This is a genomic window from Yoonia sp. (assembly GCF_017854565.1).
Taxonomy (GTDB): Bacteria; Pseudomonadota; Alphaproteobacteria; order Rhodobacterales; family Rhodobacteraceae; genus Yoonia.
Genome location: NZ_JAFMHJ010000027.1, coordinates 1 through 22,977 on the forward strand (window position 1 = coordinate 1; position 22,977 = coordinate 22,977).

24 protein-coding genes are annotated in these 22,977 nt (G+C 56.4%); 9 read left to right on the forward strand and 15 right to left on the reverse strand.

Annotated features, from left to right (window positions below; all coding sequences use genetic code 11):
• Nucleotides 1–773, forward strand: a 773-nt coding sequence (locus tag QZ196_RS11495; protein WP_296426542.1) for a zinc ribbon domain-containing protein, incomplete at its 5' end; no start/stop codon positions are given.
• Between the two features lie 43 nt (nt 774–816).
• Here the strand turns inward: QZ196_RS11495 and QZ196_RS11500 are convergent.
• The 5 genes from QZ196_RS11500 to QZ196_RS11520 all read right to left on the reverse strand — a co-directional run bounded on the left by QZ196_RS11500 (nt 817) and on the right by QZ196_RS11520 (nt 5,821).
• Nucleotides 817–1,137, reverse strand: coding sequence for a hypothetical protein (locus QZ196_RS11500; protein ID WP_296426543.1), 321 nt, complete (start codon nt 1,135–1,137; stop codon nt 817–819).
• Nucleotides 1,138–1,189: 52 nt separating this feature from the next.
• Nucleotides 1,190–2,545, reverse strand: a complete 1,356-nt coding sequence (locus QZ196_RS11505) for a hypothetical protein (RefSeq protein WP_296426544.1) — start codon at nt 2,543–2,545, stop codon at nt 1,190–1,192.
• Between the two features lie 8 nt (nt 2,546–2,553).
• Entirely contained in the window at nt 2,554–3,702 is a 1,149-nt protein-coding gene (locus tag QZ196_RS11510) for an AAA family ATPase (RefSeq protein ID WP_296426545.1), read from the reverse strand.
• Nucleotides 3,703–3,704: 2 nt separating this feature from the next.
• Nucleotides 3,705–5,087, reverse strand: coding sequence for a protein kinase (locus QZ196_RS11515; protein ID WP_296426547.1), 1,383 nt, complete (start codon nt 5,085–5,087; stop codon nt 3,705–3,707).
• Nucleotides 5,088–5,389: 302 nt separating this feature from the next.
• Nucleotides 5,390–5,821, reverse strand: coding sequence for a hypothetical protein (locus QZ196_RS11520; protein ID WP_296426620.1), 432 nt, complete (start codon nt 5,819–5,821; stop codon nt 5,390–5,392).
• A gap of 226 nt (nt 5,822–6,047) precedes the next feature.
• Here QZ196_RS11520 and QZ196_RS11525 point away from each other — a divergent pair, with 226 nt between their 5' ends.
• The gene (locus tag QZ196_RS11525; protein WP_296426549.1) at nt 6,048–7,307 is read left to right on the forward strand and encodes a site-specific integrase; all 1,260 of its coding nucleotides are present in this window, start codon (nt 6,048–6,050) and stop codon (nt 7,305–7,307) included.
• 27 nt (nt 7,308–7,334) lie between these two features.
• Here the strand turns inward: QZ196_RS11525 and QZ196_RS11530 are convergent, their stop codons facing one another.
• A complete protein-coding gene (locus QZ196_RS11530) occupies nt 7,335–7,931 on the reverse strand; it encodes a hypothetical protein (RefSeq protein WP_296426551.1) in 597 nt (198 codons plus the stop codon).
• A 443-nt stretch (nt 7,932–8,374) separates the two neighbouring features.
• On the opposite strand from QZ196_RS11530, the gene QZ196_RS11535 reads away from it, so the two are divergent.
• The 6 genes from QZ196_RS11535 (at nt 8,375) to QZ196_RS11560 (ending at nt 13,327) form a co-directional block, all read left to right on the forward strand.
• Entirely contained in the window at nt 8,375–8,620 is a 246-nt protein-coding gene (locus QZ196_RS11535) for a transcriptional regulator (protein ID WP_296426553.1), read from the forward strand.
• Nucleotides 8,617–8,898, forward strand: a complete 282-nt coding sequence (locus QZ196_RS11540) for a hypothetical protein (protein ID WP_366510972.1) — start codon at nt 8,617–8,619, stop codon at nt 8,896–8,898. Before QZ196_RS11535 ends, QZ196_RS11540 begins: the two co-directional genes overlap by 4 nt.
• The gene (locus QZ196_RS11545) at nt 8,895–9,290 is read left to right on the forward strand and encodes a VRR-NUC domain-containing protein (protein WP_296426555.1); all 396 of its coding nucleotides are present in this window, start codon (nt 8,895–8,897) and stop codon (nt 9,288–9,290) included. The genes QZ196_RS11540 and QZ196_RS11545 overlap by 4 nt, the downstream gene beginning before the upstream one ends.
• Nucleotides 9,287–10,303 carry a helix-turn-helix domain-containing protein gene (locus tag QZ196_RS11550; RefSeq protein WP_296426556.1) on the forward strand — a complete coding sequence of 339 codons (1,017 nt, stop codon included), beginning with the start codon at nt 9,287–9,289 and terminating at the stop codon, nt 10,301–10,303. The genes QZ196_RS11545 and QZ196_RS11550 overlap by 4 nt, the downstream gene beginning before the upstream one ends.
• On the forward strand, nt 10,300–10,950 hold the full coding sequence (locus tag QZ196_RS11555; protein ID WP_296426559.1) for a hypothetical protein: 651 nt from the start codon (nt 10,300–10,302) through the stop codon (nt 10,948–10,950). Before QZ196_RS11550 ends, QZ196_RS11555 begins: the two co-directional genes overlap by 4 nt.
• A gap of 295 nt (nt 10,951–11,245) precedes the next feature.
• Nucleotides 11,246–13,327 carry an AIPR family protein gene (locus QZ196_RS11560; RefSeq protein WP_296426560.1) on the forward strand — a complete coding sequence of 694 codons (2,082 nt, stop codon included), beginning with the start codon at nt 11,246–11,248 and terminating at the stop codon, nt 13,325–13,327.
• A gap of 9 nt (nt 13,328–13,336) precedes the next feature.
• On the opposite strand, the gene QZ196_RS11565 is transcribed toward QZ196_RS11560, so the two are convergent.
• The 6 genes from QZ196_RS11565 to dcm are packed head-to-tail and all read right to left on the reverse strand — an operon-like array spanning nt 13,337 to nt 19,566.
• Nucleotides 13,337–13,768, reverse strand: coding sequence for an EcoRII N-terminal effector-binding domain-containing protein (locus QZ196_RS11565; protein ID WP_296426561.1), 432 nt, complete (start codon nt 13,766–13,768; stop codon nt 13,337–13,339).
• Complete coding sequence (locus tag QZ196_RS11570; protein ID WP_296426563.1) at nt 13,765–15,576, reverse strand: DEAD/DEAH box helicase; 1,812 nt, start codon at nt 15,574–15,576, stop codon at nt 13,765–13,767. The genes QZ196_RS11565 and QZ196_RS11570 overlap by 4 nt, the downstream gene beginning before the upstream one ends.
• Complete coding sequence (locus QZ196_RS11575; protein WP_296426564.1) at nt 15,569–16,393, reverse strand: HNH endonuclease; 825 nt, start codon at nt 16,391–16,393, stop codon at nt 15,569–15,571. Before QZ196_RS11575 ends, QZ196_RS11570 begins: the two co-directional genes overlap by 8 nt.
• Complete coding sequence (locus QZ196_RS11580; RefSeq protein WP_296426565.1) at nt 16,393–18,024, reverse strand: ATP-binding protein; 1,632 nt, start codon at nt 18,022–18,024, stop codon at nt 16,393–16,395. Before QZ196_RS11580 ends, QZ196_RS11575 begins: the two co-directional genes overlap by 1 nt.
• On the reverse strand, nt 18,021–18,500 hold the full coding sequence (locus QZ196_RS11585) for a very short patch repair endonuclease (protein ID WP_296426566.1): 480 nt from the start codon (nt 18,498–18,500) through the stop codon (nt 18,021–18,023). Before QZ196_RS11585 ends, QZ196_RS11580 begins: the two co-directional genes overlap by 4 nt.
• Nucleotides 18,493–19,566 (reverse strand): DNA (cytosine-5-)-methyltransferase, encoded by a 1,074-nt coding sequence (gene dcm, locus QZ196_RS11590; RefSeq protein ID WP_296426567.1) that lies wholly within the window; start codon nt 19,564–19,566, stop codon nt 18,493–18,495. The genes QZ196_RS11585 and dcm overlap by 8 nt, the downstream gene beginning before the upstream one ends.
• A gap of 809 nt (nt 19,567–20,375) precedes the next feature.
• Here dcm and QZ196_RS11595 point away from each other — a divergent pair.
• The gene (locus QZ196_RS11595; RefSeq protein ID WP_296426569.1) at nt 20,376–21,635 is read left to right on the forward strand and encodes a site-specific DNA-methyltransferase; all 1,260 of its coding nucleotides are present in this window, start codon (nt 20,376–20,378) and stop codon (nt 21,633–21,635) included.
• Between the two features lie 143 nt (nt 21,636–21,778).
• Here the strand turns inward: QZ196_RS11595 and QZ196_RS11600 are convergent, their stop codons facing one another.
• The 3 genes from QZ196_RS11600 to QZ196_RS11610 form a co-directional block, all read right to left on the reverse strand.
• Nucleotides 21,779–22,309, reverse strand: coding sequence for a DUF3489 domain-containing protein (locus tag QZ196_RS11600; RefSeq protein ID WP_296426570.1), 531 nt, complete (start codon nt 22,307–22,309; stop codon nt 21,779–21,781).
• Between the two features lie 129 nt (nt 22,310–22,438).
• Nucleotides 22,439–22,738 carry a hypothetical protein gene (locus QZ196_RS11605; RefSeq protein ID WP_296426572.1) on the reverse strand — a complete coding sequence of 100 codons (300 nt, stop codon included), beginning with the start codon at nt 22,736–22,738 and terminating at the stop codon, nt 22,439–22,441.
• A 9-nt stretch (nt 22,739–22,747) separates the two neighbouring features.
• Complete coding sequence (locus QZ196_RS11610) at nt 22,748–22,969, reverse strand: hypothetical protein (RefSeq protein WP_296426575.1); 222 nt, start codon at nt 22,967–22,969, stop codon at nt 22,748–22,750.
• Nucleotides 22,970–22,977 lie beyond the last annotated feature (8 nt).

Below are 22,977 nucleotides of genomic sequence, written 5' to 3' on the forward strand. Positions count from 1 at the left end.
CAGGCCCGCGCCGCCCCGAGAACGCGCGGCGCCCGAGCTATCTGTTTTCAGGGTTGCTGAAGTGTGACTGCTGCGGGACCAGTTATACGCTGATCAACAAGACGCGCTATGGCTGCGTCGCAGCACGCAATAAAGGTGCTGCGATCTGCACCAACCGCGCCACCATCACCCGCGAGGTTGTCGAGGACCGCGTCCTGACCGGCCTGCGCGACAGCCTGCTGCATCCGGATCTGATCACCACTTTCGTCGAGGAATATCGCCGCGCCTTCAACGCCGAAGCCGCCGGTGCGGATGCCGCGCGCGAGAAAGCACGCCGCGACCTCGCACAGATTGACAAGAAGATCAGCAGCATCATGGCGGCGATCGAAGACGGCATGTATCAGCCGAGCATGAAGGAGCGGATGACAGAGCTTGAGAACGACAAGCGCAAGCTCGACGCGTTCCTCGCGCAAAGCCCCGAGCCTCCTGCGCTACGGCTGCATCCGAGCTTGTCGGAGGTCTACCGAACCAAGATCCGCAATCTGTCTTCAGCGCTGCAGGATCCGGGCCTCAAGACCGAAGCGACAGAAGCGCTGCGGGGGCTGGTTTCCGAGATCCGCATGGTGCCTGACACGGAGGCACCGAACGGCCATCATATTGAACTTGTTGGGGAATTGGCGGGGATTCTGGCATTGGGAGATGCGGAAACGACAAAACCCGCGCGATTAGCACGGGTCGGGTCGGTTACGGTGGTTGCGGGAGTAGGATTTGAACCTACGACCTTCAGGTTATGAGCCAAAACATTGGCGATTCCAATAACTTACTCATTTCAACAACTTACACGCCAAGCCTTTGATTTGGCGCGTTTTCCATTCCGGCAACGCCGGATGTTGACCTGTTTTCACCGTCACAGACCGCGCCAAAACGGCGTCTGAGGGTTGAGGTGGCGTTGATGTAGACAACTCCAATACTTCGAATAATCATGATCGCGTAGTGCCCAAAGTAGAAATTCATCTGCTCGGCCAGCGCCGCGCTGCAGCTTTCAGAAAGTGGGCTGCTTGGCTTCGCGCAGCAACTTACAGCTATCGACGTCCGATGGGCGAACACAGCGACCGTTTGCTCAAGTTGGGCCAAAGACCAGTATCGCTCGGCAGTCATTCAACTGATGGGCTGATTTATGTTATTTTCATCCAGTAAAGCTTTATATCTTTCATCTTCGTTTTGTGTATTTTGAGCTATCGTCAAACAAGTCACGCTGCGAAGACGGCTGTAAGTTTCTGAGGACTCTGTTTGCTCTATCTAGCAAGAACCTAAGCTCCTCAAACTCTTTTAAGTTGATCTTGGCTTGCTCTCTAGAGACTTGAGCATCGATCTCTTGCCTTTTCGATTTAGGATTTCTGAATGATGACGCTACAGTGCCGTATAACGCGACAGATATGACGCCGCTATGTGCTGTTCTGAAGCTATCCGCCTTAAGTGTTTCTTCCCCTAAAATCATGAGCTCTTCGAAAGATATATCGCTTTCCGGAGGCGCAAAAATTTCCACTGATTTCTTGACATCTCTAGCAACTCTGCGTCCAAGGCAGTTGCCAGCCGTCAATACGTCGGAGCGCTTTTGTAAAGACGAGATAACACCGAACCACAGTGCTGCTTTGGGAAAGTCTCGTAAGATCTCGTCGAGTAGTTTTAGCTGATCAAATGATCCGTTTCCGACCATTGATAACAGTCCGCCAACCACAAATTCCTTCAGTAAAGGATCGGTGTTCGATTGGCGCAAAGAGTTCAAAGCCATAGGTAGTGTTCTTACCCTTTCTTCGCGTGCAAGCGTCATGTTACGCACTGCTTCTCCAAGTTCGGGAATGCTATTCGTGAGTGGAAAAAACCACTTTTCCAATGATGAATTTTCAACTAGAGCACCCTTAAGTGCTGAAGAAATTTCAGCCCTTGCGTCTCGTGCTTTGCTTGCCTTCGCAGAGGTTAGAGCTCTGCCTATCGTCGTCCATACATCTAGTATCATCTCTGAACTAAGAACTAGGGATGTATCCGAAGAGCTATTTCGTATCGCAGCCCATTTTTCCGCGATGCCGTTCATATCTTTCAGGTCACCTCCGCGAATAAGAAATTCCAGCAAGGTCGCAGACAGAGTCGCTTGGATACCTTGGACAGACAGCTCGTTCAAAGACCGTATCTTGCCGCGTGATTGCGCGTAGGCCTCAGCTATAGCTACACCGATTAGCTCATCAGGTATGTTAACTGCGGGAGAGCTGCTTTCCTGTAGGCAGGCCATCGTCGCAGCGCTTTCGTACGGAACGACATGAAAAAACGCCGAGAATGGACAATAAGTAGATACGTAAGTACTTACAAAAGCGTAAAACTCTCTCAAGCCTTGCTGCTTGACTAAGATCACTGGCACTGCTGATTTCGATGGCTCCCCTTTCCATAGCAGAGCAACCTCCGCATCAAGAGGTTTGCTGAACTGCCGATCCTTAAAAGCCAGCGTTTTCGGGACATAACTACCAGCCAACCACTCTAGGAAGGCTTCTCGACTAAGCATAGAAATTTGCATAAGGGCCCCTAACCAAACAGATCATCTATTGTTGGTTCCTTTGGTGGAGAACCACAGGCTTGGATCCCGCTTTCAAAATAGCCAGGTAGATCTTGCTCATGATACACTGAAAGCGACGTTTTACACCGTGTTACGGCAGTATAACTCATCTTTCTCTGAAGTCTGAAATTCTTAACGAAGTCGGCACCCAGAACATGACCTGCTCTGAACTCTAGGCCCTTCGCGCCATGAATCGTGGTAACAATAACGCGTCTATCAAGTGTTTGCGGTTCATATTCACCATGCTGCACATGAACGTGGTCGCCAATTTCTGATTGGATAAGTGCTTGACCCACTTGGCCGAGTTCTTGAGCTCGCGGGCAAAGGACTCCGATATACTCATCTGGATACGCTTGAAGTTGGGTCTTGATCTCATCAACTGCAATCTCAACCTGTTCATTCAATGAAATGCCCGATAATACTTTAACCGTAGAGGGATAGGCATCTTCATCATAATTTGATCGCGCTTCCAGCCCGTCTTCGCTATCAATCTGGCCTTGAATACCATCCGCAACTCGGCAGATTTTTAATCCATTACGGTAGTGAAAGCTAAGAGTAGATAAAGTCACGCCTTCAGCGATCAGCCCATCCAAGACATCTTCTTCTTCGGACTGGATGCGTTGTTTGCTATCACCAACTGCGAAAAGTCTTGACGTAAAACAGCGTAAAACAGCGATTTCATCCGAAGTATAATCTTGTGCTTCATCAAGCAGAATGCAGTCCAACATATTTTCAGGAAGATTTTTGCTTGCCAGCTTCTGTAAGGCGTCGAGTAGACTTGCCCGTCTTGCAGTAAAATCATCTGAATCTTCTAAATTCACACCATTCTCAGCAAGCAATGCCATCCCCCAACGCATATAGGTCTGTATCTTATCGCTGGAGAATGAATAGTGTTCCGCTCCTGATGCCAAAAACTCCCTGAGAGTCCGTGCGAAGGTCAATACAGCAATTTTCTTGAGACCTTTTTTGTGAAGGTATGATGCCCGAAGGAGAAGCAGGTTCGTCTTACCACAACCTGGCGGGCCAATCACAAGATGATGTCCATCATCTTTAAGTGAAACGACCTGTTTCTGATCAGCATCCAGTTCTGAAGGATTTGTCCACCAAGTAGCGCCCATTACTAGTCCTCAATACAAATTTCTTTAAATGAAATCAGAGATTTATCATTATCTGGCGACCATTGCTGTGCTTGGTCAATTGCAGAGTAAATGCAATTTTCCAGCGTTGCCACGATATTGTCGCCTGCTGATATGCCTCGATACACCACATGGTCATGCGCGTCTTTGAAGTCCTGATGCTCGCAAAAGAAAGGAGATGCAACAAGCTGAATTGCACCAATTGCAGGATCAATAACTTCGATTTTTAACAGAATTTTTACGTCGCAAAGCAGAGCATGCTCGTTCGATCTCTTGAAAAATATGCAAACTGTATTGTGCTTACGCGTAATGACCACTGGTGGAACTGCTGACCTGTTGGAATTTCGAATGCTACGAACTTTAACTTTTAAGTGAGAAATGACATCTTCCAACAATGCGTTGGTGATCTCGGCGGTATCTTGATCATCAGCTTTGAGCCCTTCAACCATGTGAGACCTCGCTGCAACCCTTTTCTTCATGGCTGATAACGCCTCTCCAGAGTCTGCCGGTGGGGCGAAAGAAGCCCAACTGAGAAGCTCAACACGAACTTTTGGATCTTTGCTAAGGCATAATCTTGCGGTTTCGATAAGGTAGTTGGGCAGCGAACCGTTGTGAATTGTTGGCGTGTCATTTTGTACGGCCATAACTAGCCGCGCATATGGTTCGGCACTTTCAGAAAATATCTCCTTACGCATTATCAAGTCATGCATGACTGCCCCGATCTGATAAAATGTCAATGCACGCCAGCCCTCGACACTGTCCTCTTCGTTTCGGAGTAAGAATTCAGGAGAGCTATATTGTAGCGTTCCGACGAATGATTGGACTCCGTCACCGTCGGTTATACCTCCATCACCAACAGGTCGAAGCACGCCAAAATCCAACAAGATCAGGCGACTAAAGTCTTCAATAATAACGATATTTTCAGGTTTTATGTCTCGGTGGGTAAGACCCAAGCTCTCGAGGAATTCGCAGCAAGACGATAGTTGTGAGACCAGATCACCCACCGAGCCTATTGGAATATCGCCCAAGCATTGCTTGAGGTTAGGCCCATCTAAAAATTCCATTAGTAAGAAGTGGTTTCCTGTGATGGCGTCAACGCCGCCAGCCAGGATCTTGACCATATTTGGATGCGACTTTCCGACCAAGCTCAGTTCACGCTCGATTCTGGCTATCTGCGCATGATCACCATATTTCTCAATTAACTCATCATCAAAGACCTTTAGAGCACCAGATTCCCCTGTGGCACTCTTTTTCGCTTTAAATACAGCGGCCGACTTTCCAAAGTTGATCAGTTCCTCGACACACCAGCCGTTAATTTCTTTTCCAGATAACTTCTCGTACAACTCTTGCGCCTTAACTTTGTCCATCAAATTTCCTAGCAAAATATCAGTGTAAGAGAGTAGCGCTTTAAGTCTTTAGTTCTCAAGGGTTAGTTTGCGGATCCCGGCAGGTAGTATGGCTTCTTCCTGAACATCTCGAGTTTGATTTTGTGCCATTCTTTCATCGCCTGCAAGGGCGTCTTGCAACCCAAGGCTCATTGAGGAAACTGCTGGTTGTAGAGCCCGACATAGCGTTGGAGCGTTGTTTTCAGCTCTTCGCCAGGTCGGAAATGATGGCTTTTCTGCACTGCCCCGATGCGACCGTTGAACCGCTCAACGATGCCGTTAGTTCAGGGTGGCTTTGGTTGTGTTAGTTTATGGTCGATCCTGAAGGCCGCGCTGAGTGTTTCGAACTGTTGTTCACCAGTAGCGGCACGTTTGCGCGGGCCGATGAGCCGATCTCTGAATTCCTTGATCTTATGGGTTAAAATGGTGCGGAAAGGGACCGCGCAGACGCGATCCAGATCCCTCAAGAAGCGCCGGTCGCGAGCTGCAATCCTGGCCTTGAATGCGCGGATAAGGACCCACCGTGTGGTTGGGTCAATGGCTACGAAAGTGGATCGGCAGCGGATATCGCTGCAGAACTCTACAAGACATCGGCGGATGCCGATCAGATCGACAAACCGATCAATCGATCCTAGCAGATGATCTTGCGGGACGTGATTTTCCAGCGAGAACTCATAAGACAGCGCCGCCTGCGCTTCCTGCTTCGATCCCATCATCGCTTGTTGCCCCAATCAATATGGGAATTGAATCAGCGATATCGCCCGCGCCTAAGTCTGAGCTTTTAAACAGAATTTTGCGTTTTTTCCTATCAATGGCTGGAGGGTGGCACCCCCTCATCATATGACCGCCACCCTGCGCCACCCCGCCACCCCTTCCGGCATGCTTCACTTGCTAGCGGCGCGAATCTACGCGTCATGGGGTGACGACTGGAGGGTGAGTTGCATGGTCAACCGATTGCGATTGAATGAGAAATGCGTTCGCGATGCCGAACCGGCGGCGGGGCGTGATTACCAGATTTTTGACACGGATGTGCGGGGCTTTGCAGTCTGCATATACCGGTCGGGGAATCGGGCATTCACGATCGACTATCGCCATGCAGGGCGGCAACGGCGGATGACCATCGGGCGCTGGCCCGAATGGTCGACGACGTCCGCCCGCGACCGGGCGAAGGAATTGCGACGTGAGATCGACGCTGGTGGCGATCCATTGGGCCAGAAGGAAAGCGGGCGAGAGGCCCCAAGGTTCAAAGATCTGATCGAGCGCTACACCGAAGTTCACCTGCCGCACCTTTCCCCAACCAACGCCTCAGACCAAAAATCGATGCTGGCGAAACTTGTGGCACCGGAATGGGGCAACCGGCTGGTAACGGAGATCACGCCCTATGATGTGGAAAAACTGCTGAACAAGGTCGCTGCTGGCCGTGCCCGCCCGTCAAAGGCCAAGCCTAATAACCGGGCGCGGAAACTGCAGGGGGCCAAGCCGACCCCGGTGCGCGCCAACCGGACCGGCGAGGTCCTGCGCAAGATGTTCACCTACGCCGTGGGTTGGGGGTGGCGCGAGGATAATCCGGCTTCGAGTTTCCGCCGCCGGATCGAAAACCCGCGCGAACGTTTTTTGTGCCATGAGGAAATCCGCAAACTGGCCGAGGCGCTGGACGCGGCCGATGATCGCCGCGCGGCCGACATTATCCGGATGTGCATGTTGACGGGTGCGCGCGTTGGCGAGGTGCGTCAGGCGCGGTTTGAACATTTCAACCTGGAGCATCTGAGTTGGTCAAAGCCCGCAAGTATGACCAAGCAGCGCAAGGTTCACCGCCTGCCGATTTCTGATGAAGCGGCAGCCATCGTGCGACAGCGCCAGCTGCTGGTACCGCGGGGATGCCAATTGCTGTTTCCGGGTGATGTGCCGGGGCAGCCGGTAAAGGAAATCAGACGCTTCTGGTCCAATATCCAGAGGCAGGTTGGCATCCCGGACGTACGCATCCACGATCTGCGACACACCTTTGCGTCCCTGCTGGTCAGCGGCGGCGCATCGCTGGAAATGATCGGCAAGCTCTTGGGCCATAGCCAGATGCAGACGACCCAGCGCTATGCCCATCTCATGGACTCACCGCTGCGCGCGGGCGTCGATGCCGTGGCCATCGCCTTCAGGCCTCGGCCGAAACTGGTGCATGACGCGGACGAGGCGCAGAAGTTGGCATGAGTTTCTGCGCCTCATCGACACCGTTCGTCAGCACGTTTCTCGCAGCGCTTTCCAGATCGGGGTGAGCCGTCGGCGAATTGTGCGCTCATCGGGCACCTCGCCGCTTTCGGATTTTCTTACAAACCATTCCTGCACTTCCCCGACCCATTCGGCCTGCGTTTCAGGAACGCCGTGTTCATGAACGCGGCGAATGAGAAAAATATACATCCCATCCCAATCGTAGCGTGCTGTCGAACCGATGTGCGATGCCGGACGCCGCAGCAGATCACAATCCGTCTCGAAGCGATGAACCTCATCGGCCATGATCAACAGGTCTGCCAGTGAAACCTCAATGCGGTCGGTCGGGTCCGCGATCATGATCCAATCCTCCTGGTCCTTCGGCCTGACACGGCGCAGAAAGCTTTTTGTCGGCCCGGTTCCGCAGCGGCGGAACATCTGCAGGATGTCCGTGACCGAAACCACAACGTACCCGGACACGATCTGCGATCCGACAATAAGCGGTGCAATCGCCGTCATGATGTCAAAACGCCCGACCGACGCCCAGCCAGCAATATCTGCAAGCGTGCAATCCCAGCGGGCGGCGACTTCGTGCAGGGTAAAATAAACACGGGGTGGTAAAGCCATGCCTCAATTTCTTTTCTTGTTGTTCTGGAACAGGTCATCACACCGCGCCCCTTGTGGAGGCGGCCTTGGGCCTTGCTAACGGGAAATGGGGATCAGCCGCGCCGGAAGTCTGCGACGGCCGCAGGGCAGTGAAAGATCAAACCCAGATCGAAAATAATCTCACTCATGTCTGCCTCCTTCTCCTGCTGATTCTGCAATCCACTCTACCTGTGGATGAAGCACAGAACAAAGCACGAGCGCAATCTGAGTCGTTGCTTAACGTTGCGTGTGGGCGCTGGGGTTGAGCGGCATCAGAGACTGGAAACCTCGAAACCTCAATAAAACAAGGGGTGGCATTGGTCTGAGCAAATGAGCGCCACCCTGCGCCACCCCGCCACCCCTGTCGATCTGTTCTCGCTGTCTGACGACGTCCGCCCATGCCGGGCGGCGAATAGGAGGTAGAGATGATTCAATCACAGACTGAACCGGAGATGACCGGCGCGACCCTGCTGTCGTGCTGGATCAGCCGCAAGGAGTTGGCCGACGCGCTCAGTGTTACGGTCGACACGCTCGGGCGCTGGGAGGCGCGGCGCATCGGGCCGCCGTGTGTCCGCGCAGGACGCATGGTGCTTTATCGGCGCAAGGCGGTGCAAGACTGGCTAGCGGCGCAAGAAATGCCGCGGGCCAAGACGGCAGGAGGTCGGAAATGACCACTATCCCGTTTAACCCTGCCTGCCGCACAGCGCCCTACATTTCCGTCACAGGCGATGACAATTGGCCCCAAGACCGCCTGTCCGAGGCACGCGCCGTCATCGCCGATGTGGCGCATCATTCTGACCACCTGATCCGGCTCGCCTGCAGGGTCTTGGCCGTCCATGGCGACACCGCCGCCGAGCGTGAAGACGCGCAGAGGCTGCTGGTGGTGATCGACGCAAGGCGGCCGGTGCAGCGTGCCCAGCGCGAAGAGAACGGGAGGGCCGCAGGATGACGCGCCGCGGCACACCCGAAGCTGACCTGCAGCGATCTCTCGTGCAGGCCCTGCGCCTCGCCCTGCCCCGCACGGCAATCATCCATCACTGCGCCAATGAGGTGACCGAGCCAGGCCCCCGCGGTGCAAGGCGTCAGGCGATCCTGGTCGGCATGGGCGTCCATGCGGGCTTTGCCGATCTGGTGATCCTGTGCGATGGCCGCGTGCTGTTTCTCGAGCTGAAAGCCCCGAAAGGACGCCTGCGCCCGACACAGGAGGCCTTCCGCGATGCGGTGCTGGCGCAGGGCTTCGGCTGGGCGCTGGTGCGCAGCCTCGACGAGGCGCTGGGCGCGCTGGCCGATCACGGTTTTACGACGCGCATTGCGCCCCCTGTACGGAGGTCCGCGCCATGAGCCATGACGCCACCAACTGGGCCATCAAGCAGCGCGGGTTGAAGCCCACAACCAAGATCGTGCTCTGGCATCTCTGCGACCGGTTCAACCCGGATTACGGTTGCTTTCCCTCGCAGGTTCGGCTGGCCCACGATTGCGAAATCAGCCGCTCGACGCTGAATGACCACCTGCGCCAGTTGGAGGCCGGGGGGCTGTTGCGCCGTGTGCCACGGATTGATCCAGTGACCAAGCGACAGCAGCCGACCCGCTACATCCTGGGGTTCGAGCGCGGCTTCACACCGGCTGATGTGGTGCCGGGTCCGGAAATCGGACACGGGTACGCAGACGATCTGGAAACCACTGATGACGCGGGCACGTGCGGTCTCGATGAGCCTGACGCGACTGATCCGTGTCCGGATTTCGGACACGGGAGCCACCCCGAAGCCGTGTCCGGATTTTGCCCCGACCCGTGTCCGGAAAAGGGCCAAAGCCGTGTCCGAAATCCGGACACTAACCTTGTAAGAGAACCACTAAGTAAACCAGTAAAGGAGGAGGAGGACGCGGCTGCGCGCGAGGCCGATTTTGATCGGTTCTTTGCAAAACTTCTGAATGCGCTGGGCTTCGCCGCAAATGCCAGCCTGCCCGCCTGGTGGCAGGGCGCGCCAGCTAGAACCCATGTGCGTCAATGGATCGATGACCTCGGGCTGTCCGAGGGTCGGATCATCGAGACCGCCACCGAGACCCGGTGCGATCATCCCAATCCGCCCGATGGGCCCAAAGCCCTCGACCGGTTCATGGAACGCGCTGCACAGCGCGATGCGCAGGCGGCGGCCAGTGCTGGGAAAGCCAAGCGCAGCCGCAAGGCCCAAAGCAAGCCACGGCCCAGCCCCGATGAAACGGCGGCATTCTATGCGGCCAAGGTGAACTCAGACGAATACCTGCCCCCGAACATGATCAGCGCCGCTATGTGCGGATTGATGCTGGAACGCGGGCTCGTCACCACGGAACGCCTCCGGATGCGGGGTGTGCTATGACCTTGCAGAGATCGATTATCAATCGCGGCGGACGCACAAAACGTGCTCTGGGCGTGCAGGCGGCACTTGAATGGGCGTTTCGGATCGAGAAGGCTCAACTGGAGCTGCCGCTTCCGAAGAACGTATCGGAAGAAGGCTTCGGCTTTGGCCTCGAATATGTCCTGCTGCAACGCGCAGCACTGGGCTGTAAGGTTGACGGCGGCCAGCACAAGATGGGCAGTTACACCCACCCAGATGCCGAGGTGATCGCCGCCACCGTTGCCGGAATGCCGGCTAGCCTCGGCGGCATCCGCATGGCGATCCGCGTGGCCGAACTGGCGCGCGCTGGGCTAACGCCCGACTGGATGCCCGGCGTGGTGCCGCGCTGCGTGCCGGTCGATACCAAGCGCAATCAGCATGGCGAGCGGGCGACCACCATAGTCGTCGGCACTGAACGCGTGCTGACCCGCGGCAAATGGCGAACGGTCGAGGTTTTGGCCTGTCCGGTCACCTGGCGGCCGCACCCGGAGCAGATTGTGTCCGCTCGTCGCGGCTATGATGACTGGTGGCAGGCGCTGGACTGGATTCGCGATGGATTGGCGGTGGGCCGCATGCTTCGGGATATCGAGGTGATGGGGGCGATGCCTAGAGTGCGGCCTTGGCAGTGATAGGTTGGTTAAGATTGCGAGTACTAAACTTTTGCTGCAGATTGAACCGAGGCCCGCCGGACATTTCGACTGCCGGTCCAAGGTTGAAGGACTCTACTGGCAATGAAACCCGTCCCGGGCCCGTGGCATAGGATTGCGACCAACGAGCATTTGCAATGGCAACACCCGATGGGCTACAGATTTCAATTATATAGAAAATCAGTCGGTCAAGTGGGCCCTCCCGAGTAAATGAGCTTTTGAATTCAAGTCAGGGAATAATGCGGTGGAAGAAATAACTGAATACCACGCTGGTCTCATGGCTGAACTTGATGCAGTCGCCGAAGAAAGCTCTCTAGACGTCAAGGAGGCCTTTTTCGAGCGAATGGCCAACCGCCTAGAAATGGAGGGCGAGATCGTTACCTCCGACTGGGTCGACTTCTCGGACAGGAATTCTGGAAAGCCGGTCCGGATCGACGCAATTGGCGGCGACCCGCGGGAATCCGAAGGCGTTCTGAGCGTGATCGTCAGCGACTTTCATCCCGATGCCACTCCGGTGAAAATCAATGCTGCCGACGCGAAAAAGTCCTTTGGCAGCCTGATCAACTTTGTCGCAGCATCACGCCGCGCTGCTTTCCGTTCCGATCTGATGGAGGGATCATCAGAAGCAGGTGCAGCATCCTTGATCACATCCGCTTGGTCATCCGTCACCAAGGTGAAACTCATCCTGATTACCAACGCCATCTATAGTGCCCGGACGGACGCCGTCCTTGCTGGAAAGATAGCCGATGTACCTGTCACCTATAACGTCTGGGATCTTTCAAGATTTCACCGCTTCGAGACCTCGGGTCATGCCCGAGAGAAGATCATCGTCAATTTCCGGGATGACTTTGGCGAGGCCCTTCCTGCACTGGCCGCGTCTAGGAGTGGTGACAGGCTCGACAGCTACCTGATCGTAATGGGTGGGACTCAGCTAGCAAAGATCTATGACAAATGGGGCGCGCGGCTTCTCGAGTCGAATGTGCGGAGCTTTTTGCAGGCCCGCGGTGCAGTCAACAGGGGCATTCGGGACACCATCAAGGATGAACCGGAGATGTTCTTCAGCTACAACAACGGATTGTCCGCCACAGCAGACGAGGTCGAGGTGGTGAGGTCCGAGAACGGAATGCAGATCGTCAGGGCCACCAATCTGCAGATCGTGAACGGGGGACAGACAACGGCGTCACTGCATGCAGCCCTGTCCGCATCGCCGGAAACGCTCGATAATGTCCATGTCCAGTTGAAGCTTACAGTCGTGCCTGACGAGGTCTCCGAAGAGATTGTGCCGTTCATTTCAAAATACGCCAACAGCCAGAACAAGGTCAGTGCTGCCGATTTCTTTTCGAACCACCCCTTTCACATGCGGATGGAAGAGTTTTCACGCCGCGTCTTGGCACCCGCCGCGGAGGGCACGAACAAGGAAACGAAGTGGTTCTACGAGCGGGCAAGAGGGCAGTATCTGGTGGAGCGGGCCAAAAAATCGCCTGCAGAGCGTCGGCGGTTCGATATCGAGAACCCGAAGTCCCAATATTTCGTCAAGACCGATCTAGCCAAAGTCGAGATGAGCTTCCGGATGCAGCCTGATACCGTGAGCAAGGGTGCCCAGAAGAACTTCGGGACGTTCGCACAGACAATCGGAAGTGAATGGTCACGCAGCGATAGTAAATTTGATGAGACGTGGTTCAAGCGACTTGTGGCCAAACTGATCGTCTTTCGCCATCTGGAAAAAGTCGTGCCGAAACAACCGTGGTATCCTGGCGGTTACCGGGCCAACATCATCACTTATACGATCGCCAAGGTTGTATCAGACACCCATGAAGCCGAAAAGTTGCTGGATTTGGATTCTGTCTGGCGGACACAATCCGTTCCGAGGGCTCTGAATGACACTCTTCTTATGGCCGCCGAAGTGGCCACGACGGTCATTACCGCCCCAGAGGCGGGTGTAAACAACATTACGGAATGGGGGAAGAAGCAAGCCTGTTGGGCTGCAATTGAGCGCGCAGTCGTCGAGTATGGAGATGATTTCAAGGATTGTGTTGTAGCCCCCGAAGAAGCACGAACCACGCAGCGCGATGACCGGCGGAATACGTCGATGGACGCAGAAATAGCAGCCCAGCAAAACGTGATTGCAATCGGGGCACCATTTTGGTCTAGGCTCAGGGATTGGGGTCGGGCGAACCGGAAATTCAGCCCGACAGAGGACGGCATCCTCAGGACCTGCAGCCTGTTGCCTGGCCGCATTCCGTCGGGGCGGCAGTCAGTGATTGCTGAACAGATCATGTTGCGCGCGCGTGAGGAAGGTTATGTTGACGAGGCAGATTCGCCCCGGATCAAGATATCGGCGATCTCACGGCCCCATTGATCCATCTGGTCAATGGACTCGCCGCCATCCGGACAGGCGGATCCGAACGCCATCTTCTTCGTTCTGGTCCTCAGGATCGGGACGAATTATTCCGATTGAATAGCGCATCTTGTCAGACATCAGGGAAATCCTGAACTCATCGCCCTCACGAGCGCCGGTGTCACGGAACCATTTGGTCATATGCGTCACCCGGAATTCGTTTCGTGTCCCATTTTCGTCGTGTAACTTGTTGTTGTAATAGACAAACCTGAAACGGAGAGCCTGACCGGCATCATCCACACAATCCAGCCACGCATCCGGGTTTTTGATTTCTGGATCAAGTACGGGCAGGATTGCAAGTAGCTGCGTTTCACCCTTGGGAATCAAGATGCCGCCCTGATGTCCACCGGTCGTTCCTACATCATTGGCGCTCAGTACTTTGCTGAACACATCACCGGTCATGTTTTCACCGGAAGGATGGACAGCGCCCGCTTCAAGTCGTCCGCATCGCGTGTGGACACAGGAACCGTCTCATTTGCAAGATCACTCTTCCACGCAGATCGTTCGATCATAATTTCCTCCACAGTATCTTTGTAAAACAGGCGATATACGGTGACCGGTTGCGTTTGCCCGCGGCGGTGGGCACGGGCGCTCGCCTGTGCCTCGACAGCTGGGTTCCAGACCGGTGTGAAATGGATCACAACAGTGGCGGCCGTGATATTGAGACCGGCACCGGCTGCCTTTGGATTGAGGACGAGACATGCGGCCCCAACATTTTCGGAAAATATGTCAACGATTGGCTGCCGGTCCTCTTGAGGCGTCGACCCGTTAATGGCTCCCCAGTGGACACCGGGCATGTCGGCACAGACCTCCTTCAGAAGGTCTCCAATACGGTTGAACAACGCGAACACGATGACCTTTCGGCCATTCGCAAAAGCCTCGCGGAGCAGGGCCGCAATGCGTTCCATTTTTGGCGTAACGAGCGGCATGCTGGACGCGGGGATGATGTCGGCTTCTTCTTCAGCGTCGGAGTTTTGCCGTAGCCATGGATGTGCGCAAAGGAGTTGAAGCTGAAGCGTCGCGACAAGTGCCCCGGCAACAGGATATTTAGCGAGTGTTGTATCCCGAACTTCACGATAATGATCGATGAGACGATCATCGAGCTCAAGCGGTATGTCGATGTCAATCCGTTCTGGCAGATCTGAAGCGACATCGGCAACACGCCGTTTCAATATGATTGGGTCGGTCAGGCCACCGAGCCTCTGACCCGCTTCGACACTGTCCGGGAACTCAGCCTCGAACTCGCTCTGGGTGCCGAGAAGCCCCGGTATCGCAAAGTCGGTAAGCGACCACAGATCAAGCAGGGTATTCTCTACGGGAGTTCCCGTCATGGGAATGGAGCGCTTTCGAGGGATGGTGACGATGGCCTGACGGCGGTTGGAGGAAGGGTTCTTGATAGCCTGAGCCTCGTCGCAGATTACCCACGACCATTCCAGGCCGGAGAAGATGGAGATATCGTTTACCATCGTGTCATAGGTAGTGATCACGACCCGCGACCTTTGGAGGCCACTGGAGACGCCCGTTCGATGACTTCCGCGATGCACGTTCGTTTCGAGACTGGGGCCAAATCGTTCAATCTCCCGGACCCAGTTGGCGATCAGACTTGTTGGACAGACTATGAGCGCAGGGCTTGATTGGTCAGGCATGTCCATGAGGAGCAGCGCTATGATCTGGATCGTTTTTCCCAATCCCATCTCGTCCGCCAGAATGACCCCCCCGGTCCTTCCGACAGTGTCCCACATCCACTGGACGCCGCGGGCTTGGTAGGGAAATAGGTCGGCCCGGAGACCGCTCGGGGCAACCGGGTTGGTCTCCTGGTCTGCAGCATCCCGTCCTGCAATCAGGACACTTGTGGAAGCAGCCGTGGACATCCGCTCATCGACCGTTCGCAGCAGCCTGATCGCCACGCTGAAAGGAAGATCTTTCGGGTCCACATCCCCCAGCATAATCCGGAAGAGCTTCGGTGCATCTTTTGGAAGCGGCCGCAAAACGGTGCCGTCGACAACCCATGCGTGATCGTCGGTCGGAGCCCTGAGTTCATTTTTCTGTCCGCGGATCATCCTCATACCGCCAAGGCTGGCCGAGAGCCGGTCACCATTCCGATCCAGCAGAATTAAAGGTTCCAGCAACCGTTCGGACAAGGTGTGACCGGCGGGTACCCGTTCGCGCACTCCTTCAAATGTAATTGGCATGGCGGCGAAATCAGGCACCTGCGTCCTCCATGCACCGACGGAGTTCGGAAATATCCAGGGGAATCGGACGTCTGGTGTGAACTGCCCGATGACAGTTCGGGCATAGCGGGATCAGATCACACGCCGGATCATATGGGCGCGGTTCCGCAAGATTGGCGAGGGGTTCAAGATGATGCACTTCCACTATCCCGATCCCAGCACCGTAAACTTGGCGAGGATCGATGCCGCAAACAGCGCATTTGTCGCCATGTAACCGGATACAAAGCAGCCGGTTTCGCGGATTTCGTTCCCGGCGTGCCACGTTGGCAGGATGCACCGCGCCTTCGTAGGCGGGCATAGCTTCGGCTGTTTCGGTCTCAAGTATGTCGTATCCAATCAATTCGGCCATCGCCGCCATGACCGGAACGATGACCTCCTGACATGTGCGCCGAATGGCTTCGTCCGTATCTGGACCCTCGACATGCCTTACGACTGCCTGAAGTTGAAAGCTCCCACTGGCGACAGTCCAGTCCGCCAAGTCCTGCCCATGGATCGACACCTCATGCTCCGGGCCAATCGACGATACCAGCGCTCTTGCCAGTTGCTGATCCTCGACGGGTGCCTGTGCAATCTGGCGGATCACGGCGCCCGAAAAGTTTCCGAACGTCAGCCGCACGCGATGCGACTTCAGCCCATGGGGTTTGAGCTCGGCCACGGGCCCGTGGCGTTCATCCAAGTCGGCAAACCACAGCCGCATGCCGGAGCGGAGACCGTCCGTATCGACTGCCAATGCGATCTCGGCACCAGTGCCTGTGAGCAGTGCATTTGCAATGAGCTGTCTCTTTGCCGCGATCATTACTGGTCGTCATCCTCAGACAGCTCTTCCGGTTCCGGATCAGGAAGGTTCCGAAGAAGCTTTCGGAGATTTCCTGAAATCTCGGAGCGGATGTCCTCGAAGATCGGCTCGAGTTCTGCGTTGGTGTTGTTCTGTTCGGCGACTGCGAATGCCCAGAGGAGCAGGTCCATCCCTTCGACCGCAAACCCGTTGCCAGCGGCGCGCTGGTAGATTTTCTGGTAGAAATCATGATGCTTGTTGAGGAGGACGGACGGAACGAAACCGTCTTCCGTCGCACTTCGGAACGCCGGTTGCCAGAGGTCACCATTGTGAATGGTTTCCACTGCTTCAACGTGGACATGTCCGGCCTCTACGTTCGACTGAACAGGCGCCTTGATGCGGATCTTAGCGCCGAGGTTATTGGTCACCTCTGCCGTCTGGTCCGTAGCATCTGCAGAGTTAACGGTCGCGGTCGCGGCATTTGGAGTCGATGCGATATTCTTGTTCGAACTGCTGTGGTCAACCGTATTGGTTCCGGCGGTAGCTGAACGGTTGGTGCGGCGATATCTGTTCCCGGCCTCGCGGTAGATCGGCTGCAGCAGGGCCTTCAGCCCATCTTCAAGATCGGGATGGAAAAGTATGCGAGATTTCTTCACGTCCACCCTGAACGCATCGTCCAAGTCATGACCGAAATCAAACTCGATCCTCAGCAGTGATGTGTGCGGTTCGGGTGTTCCAAAGACGTCCATCCAGCCGCCGTCCTGTATCAAGCGACCCTCGCGATAAACATAGAAGCCCTGTGCGCGGTTGGAAATCCTCGCGAATTCACGTTCCTCGTCCTTGGACATGTCCCGACGATGTGGGAGGATCCAAGCACGGATGGACGCCGTTTCCTCACTCCCGTCAGGCATCTCGATGACGAGCTTCTGCTTTTTCTCGGGCAGGACCTGATCGGAGCGTTTTGGATAGAACGGATTCCAAGGGACGACTGGACTGTCGTTCACCATAATCTCCACGTTCCGCTCTCGAGCATCGTTCTTGTCGGTGAACCGATGGAAGATCAGAGAAAGATGTCGGCCAAGGGTATCTGCGAGACGTTTGATGGCGGCCTGTTCCTTAGTGCTTCCAGGCTCAAAATCCTTGGAAAGAATCCGATCGCAGTTTTCCCAGACAACAAGCGTCCCCGTTTCGCCACATAGTTCCTCGAACATCTCTTCCTCATCGGTCGAGACGGGTTCGCTGAGCATCTCCCATTTCTTGACACGTTCCACATGTTCGAGATCCCAAGACAATTTTGCCAAAGGCTGATCCGGCGCCTTCCGGGACACGAGTGAGAATTTTTTGCAGACGGAGCTTGAGGCGGTTTTCAGGCCGAGGCCGAATTTGCCAAGACTCTCTGGATTCTCTCGAACTGGAGCTCCATAGCGCATCGCCGTGTGCACTCCGGCCGCATCCATGCCTTCGCCATCGTCGCCGAAATAGACAACCTTGCGTCCGGTTTCATGAAGAACAATGAGGATGTTTACATGGCTAGCCCTCGCCGCAATCGAGTTGTCCACGATATCGGCCGCTGCGGTCTTTACGTTGTAGCCGGTATCGCGCAGCCCGAAAATGAGACGGGAGGCATCTGGTTCGTTGATAAGGTCGCTCATGTGGTCTCCGGTTCCATTTCTGTGGATGCGCCAGTATGTTCGGCGATCTCATCTCTTTTTTCGTTGCCGGATATCCATCCTGCGATTTTATCGGCCAGTTCTTCGGTCGGATAGTTTCGGGTAGCACACTCCCAGATCACCGAGACCCGCCAACCTTGGTCAGCAAGCTGGTCAACCTGTCTTGCGTCCCGGTCCCGGTTCTTCTGAATCTTGGTCTCCCAGAATTCGGGGTTCGACCGGGGAACCCTGAAGTACCGACACCCTTGGTGCCCGTGCCAGAAGCATCCATGGACCAAGATCACCACATTGTGCCGCGGAAGTACAATGTCAGGTTTCCCCGGCAGATCGTTACGGTGGAGACGGTAGCGAAATCCACGCCTATGAAGGCCACGCCTGATCTTCAGTTCTGGTTCGGTATTCTTGGTTCCGATCCGCGACATCATTTCGGACCGCGTCATCGGCGTCTTTTCAGGCAATGATGCTTCTCCTCGACCGAAGGGCGACCGTGTTGATGATCCACGGGGCCATGGCCTCGGCAATTGCGATCGCGACAGGTGCTGCAACTGCATTTCCAAATTGCCGATACGCCTGAGTATCTGAAACGTTAATCTTCCAAGGACGATTGGAGCCTGGCTGGTCAAACCCCATCAGCCTTGCACATTCCCTTGGCGTTAGACGCCGTGGAATGCCGTCGCCCTGCGCGATCAGGATCTCACTGCCATCCTTGTAGTAGCGCGCACTCAAAGTCCTGGCAACGCTATCCGGACCGCAGAGTCCGAACCCGAAACCATTGCCAGCAGCTTTATGCTTTGCCGCATACGCTTGGAGATACTTCCACAGGTTCGGTGTGAGCGTGTATTTAGGGGCCACAGCCGCCAACGGCCCACACGTATACGGATCCTCGGCAATCTCCGTCCCATCTCCGGGGTGAAGGACACTGGACAGACGAGGGTTCGGTCCGGGCGGTACGACAACGTCATCCAGTGAAAACCGCGTGGGAGCGTCCCGACGGAAGCCGGTGATGAAAATCCGCTCGCGATGCTGTGGAACCCAGCTTCGCGCGTCGATGACCTTGTGATCGACCTCATAGCCTAGCTCATCAAGGGCATGGAGGATCACCCTGAACGTATTTCCTTTGTCATGGGACAGCAGATTTTTGACATTCTCTAGCAGAAATGCCTTCGGACGATGGTAGCGCAGGATCCTGACAACATCGAAAAACAGTGTGCCCTGCGTTTCATCCGCGAAACCATGCGCCCGTCCAAGAGAGTTCTTCTTGCTGACTCCTGCGATGGAGAAAGGCTGACAGGGGAACCCCGCAAGCAAGACGTCATGCGCAGGAATATCGGCCTCATCGATCGCGGTGATGTCGCCATTGATTGGATGGTCGTCCTCGAAATTTGCGCGATACGTTTCCTGCGAAAACTTGTTCCACTCACTCGTGAACACACATTGCCCACCGGAGCGTTCGAACCCGATCCTCAACCCGCCAATACCGGCGAAAAGGTCGATAAAACGGAAAGCGGGGCCGCTGGCAGTCATTGGTATCGCTCCTTCAGCGCAAGTGCGCAAAACCCATATTCTTGTGGTCACAGCTGCCCATGACACTAAGGGTGGATGTTGTGCGCTCTGGTCGGAAATGTCCAGGCTCAAAACTTCGCGCCATGAACGTAAATGAACTGTTTTCTGTGCATAAGTGGTTGAGAGGTGAAAAGTGGCATGTAAGAATTTTCACGCTGGTAACGCTAACGCAATCCCTGTGGTTAGACGTCGGCCACAGCGATAGGCTTGTCTTCAGCTCAACGGCTGATCGGTGTTACAGGTCTTTGCACCGCGCCTGCACATGTGGTTAGCAGCGGACAGTACGAGACTCTGATGCGCGCCCTAGGCAACAAGCGCCCCCTTGGCATGGTTCCTCCCCGGCCCCGAATGTATGCGGGGGGGCGCAGCGCAGCATTTCGCTAGCGACAGGCACTTTCACCGGGGAAGCCACCCGGAATCCACCTGCCGAATAATTTTGGGAAAAGCGACTCATTATCAAAGGCTTGCGGAATCTCGATCTTGGCTTGCTGGATTCTTTTGCGGAATCCAAGGAATCCAGTTTGCGGAAGCCACCACGCCGGAAGCCAGCCAGCGGAAGCCACCTGCCGAGAAGCCTTTGAATCCACGTATATTTTTCATTTGACAACGCTGCCCCCCTTGACCTACCTATTAATCATCGAAGAATAGCGCCCGGAGGATAGCCCTCTCGGGCGCTTTCGTTTCCCCCACATCGCGGACCCCGATCCTGTCGCTGGCCATGTTGCCCGCGCGCATCGGCATGTCCGCCTGCCCCGAATGAGAGCTGCCCCATGGACCTCGTGTTTGCGCCGAGCCAGATCGAGACTTGGCCGCTCGACCGGCTGCGGCCCTATGCCCGTAATGCCAAGATCCACGGCACCGATCAGGTGGCGAAGATCGCTGCCAGCATGGCCAAGTTCGGCTGGACCGTGCCCTGCATGGTGGCCGACGACGGAGAGCTGATTGCGGGGCACGGCCGGGTGCTGGCGGCGGCAATGCTGGGCCTGAAGGATGTGCCGGTGATCCGGCTCAGCCATCTCGACGAGGCGGAACGCCGGGCTTACCGCATCGCCGACAATAAACTGACCGAGCTTGGCGAATGGGACGAGGCAATGTTGCGTGACGAGATCGCGGGGCTGTTGGCCGAGGATTTCGACCTGTCCCTGCTGGGGATTACCGACGAAGATCTGGATGCCCTGCTGCGCGATCCCGATCAGGTCGAGGGTGGTGCCGTCGAGGGCGAGGATGACATTCCCGAACCGCCGGTCACGCCGGTGTCGGTGCCAGGCGATCTCTGGCAGCTCGGGTCACACCGGCTGATCTGCGGCGACAGCACTGCTGCCGATGTGGTCGGGCGATTGCTCGGCGATGTAAAGCCACTGCTGATGGTGACCGACCCGCCTTACGGCGTGCAATATGACCCGTCCTGGCGCAACCAGGCGGGGGCGGCCAAGACCAAGCGCACCGGCAAAGTGCTGAATGATGACCGTGCCGACTGGCGCGAAGCGTGGGCGCTGTTCCCCGGAGACGTGGCCTATGTCTGGCACGGCGCGCTGCACGCCTCCACTGTGGCCGAGAGCCTTGTCGCGGCAGGTTTTGCCGTCCGGTCGCAGATCATCTGGGCCAAGGACCGCCTCGTTCTCAGTCGGGGCGATTACCACTGGCAGCATGAACCCTGCTGGTATGCCGTCAAGAAATCCGGCAAAGGCCACTGGGCCGGGGACCGCAAGCAGACGACCCTCTGGCACATCTCCGGCAAGGATCAGGACGCGGCGACCGTCCACGGCACCCAGAAGCCGGTCGAATGCATGCGCCGACCGATCCTGAACAACTCCAGCCCGGGCCAGGCTGTGTTCGAACCCTTCATGGGATCGGGCACCACGCTGATCGCTGCAGAAACCACCGGGAGGGTCTGCTTCGGGATCGAGTTGAACCCGGCCTATGTCGATGTCGCCGTTGAGCGCTGGCAGCAGTTCACCGGGGCCAAAGCGGTGCTGACGGAAACTGGTGAAACCTTCGCCGAGCTGAAGGCAAAGAGACTCTCGGCATAAACGCCGCCCCGTTGTCGGGTGGGATCGAGCCCTGCCCCTCGTAGGCATCAAGGAAACCTATGATCAAAGGATGCGCCAGTGGGTAATCGTCGATGTCAGCTAACCGCCAATGTCCGCTGCTGGTGGCGGTCATTGGGCCAATCCTAGTCAGGCTGGCTGATGCGATACACCTGCCCCCGCTCGTCTTCCCTCGCCGAGGTCACGGCCAACCTCAGCTTCTTCTTCAATACCCCGGAAATCAAACCCCTCGCGCTATGAGCCCTCCAGCCGGTTGCAGTGACGATCTGGTCAATGGAGGCCCCCTCAGGCCGCTGCAGCAAGGAGATCAGCATCGCCTGTTTTGTGCCGGCGCGCGGGATAGGCGGCTTTGGCATTGGTGTCTGGGCCGCGCGTGCGCGGATGGCGGCCACGGTCTTTACAATCCCGATGGCCAGCAGGCCCGCGTCGGTAACCACCAACGTGGTGCCATGGCCATCGCCGGTCTCGCGCCAGAGCGGCTCATTGCAGCGAATGTTGGCGTCGACCTCCTCGAGCCAGCCTCGCCCGATCATCATGGTGATCACCTTTTTCGCAGCGGCGCCATGCAGCCCTTTGGGCAGCGGCAGGGCGATGTTGTCGGGGCGCTGGGCGCCAGCGCGGAGGATGCTGGTCTGGGTTTCGGTGGGCTTGGTCATGTCTGGCTCCGGTGGTTCGGGCGCGCGCGATGCGCCACCCTCCTACCGAGACAAACCCCGCCATCGCGGGGCTGATCAGGGTGCGTTCACCTCACTCGCCGTGTTCTGATGACACTCTGGCCACAGATGCTACGGGCCAGCCGTTGCAGGATCTTGGGGCGCAACATGCACCCACTGGCATCCGATCCACATGTAGAGATGGGCGAATTCCCGTGTCGGGCGCGGCAAAATGCGCGGATCGAGAGGCGGGGTGAAGCAATCCAGCGCCTCGGGTGTGACCTGCCGGATCTCGCGCGCGGTGAGGATATGCTCGGGTTTCCAGCGCGCCAGCGCGGGCAGCATGTGGGCGGGATAGCCGTCGAAATGGACGTAGACATGCGCCCATTCCTCGGGGCCAATCTGGATGGCGATCTGCGCGCGGGTGCTCATGTGCTTGCCTCAGATCAGCTGCAGATCGACCAGCACGGCGCTGGCGGCTGCCAGTTGTGCGGTCGGCAGGTCGATCTTGATGTGCGAGAACAGGTCCGAACAATCGGCCCGAATGCCCGCTTCTTTGAGCGCGTCCTCGATGCCAGCGGCGACGCTGTTCAGGCGCGAACGGTCCAGATGGTCGGGCAGCGTGGCGATGTCGATGCGGATGGTGGTGGTTGCCATGGTCATGCCCCTGC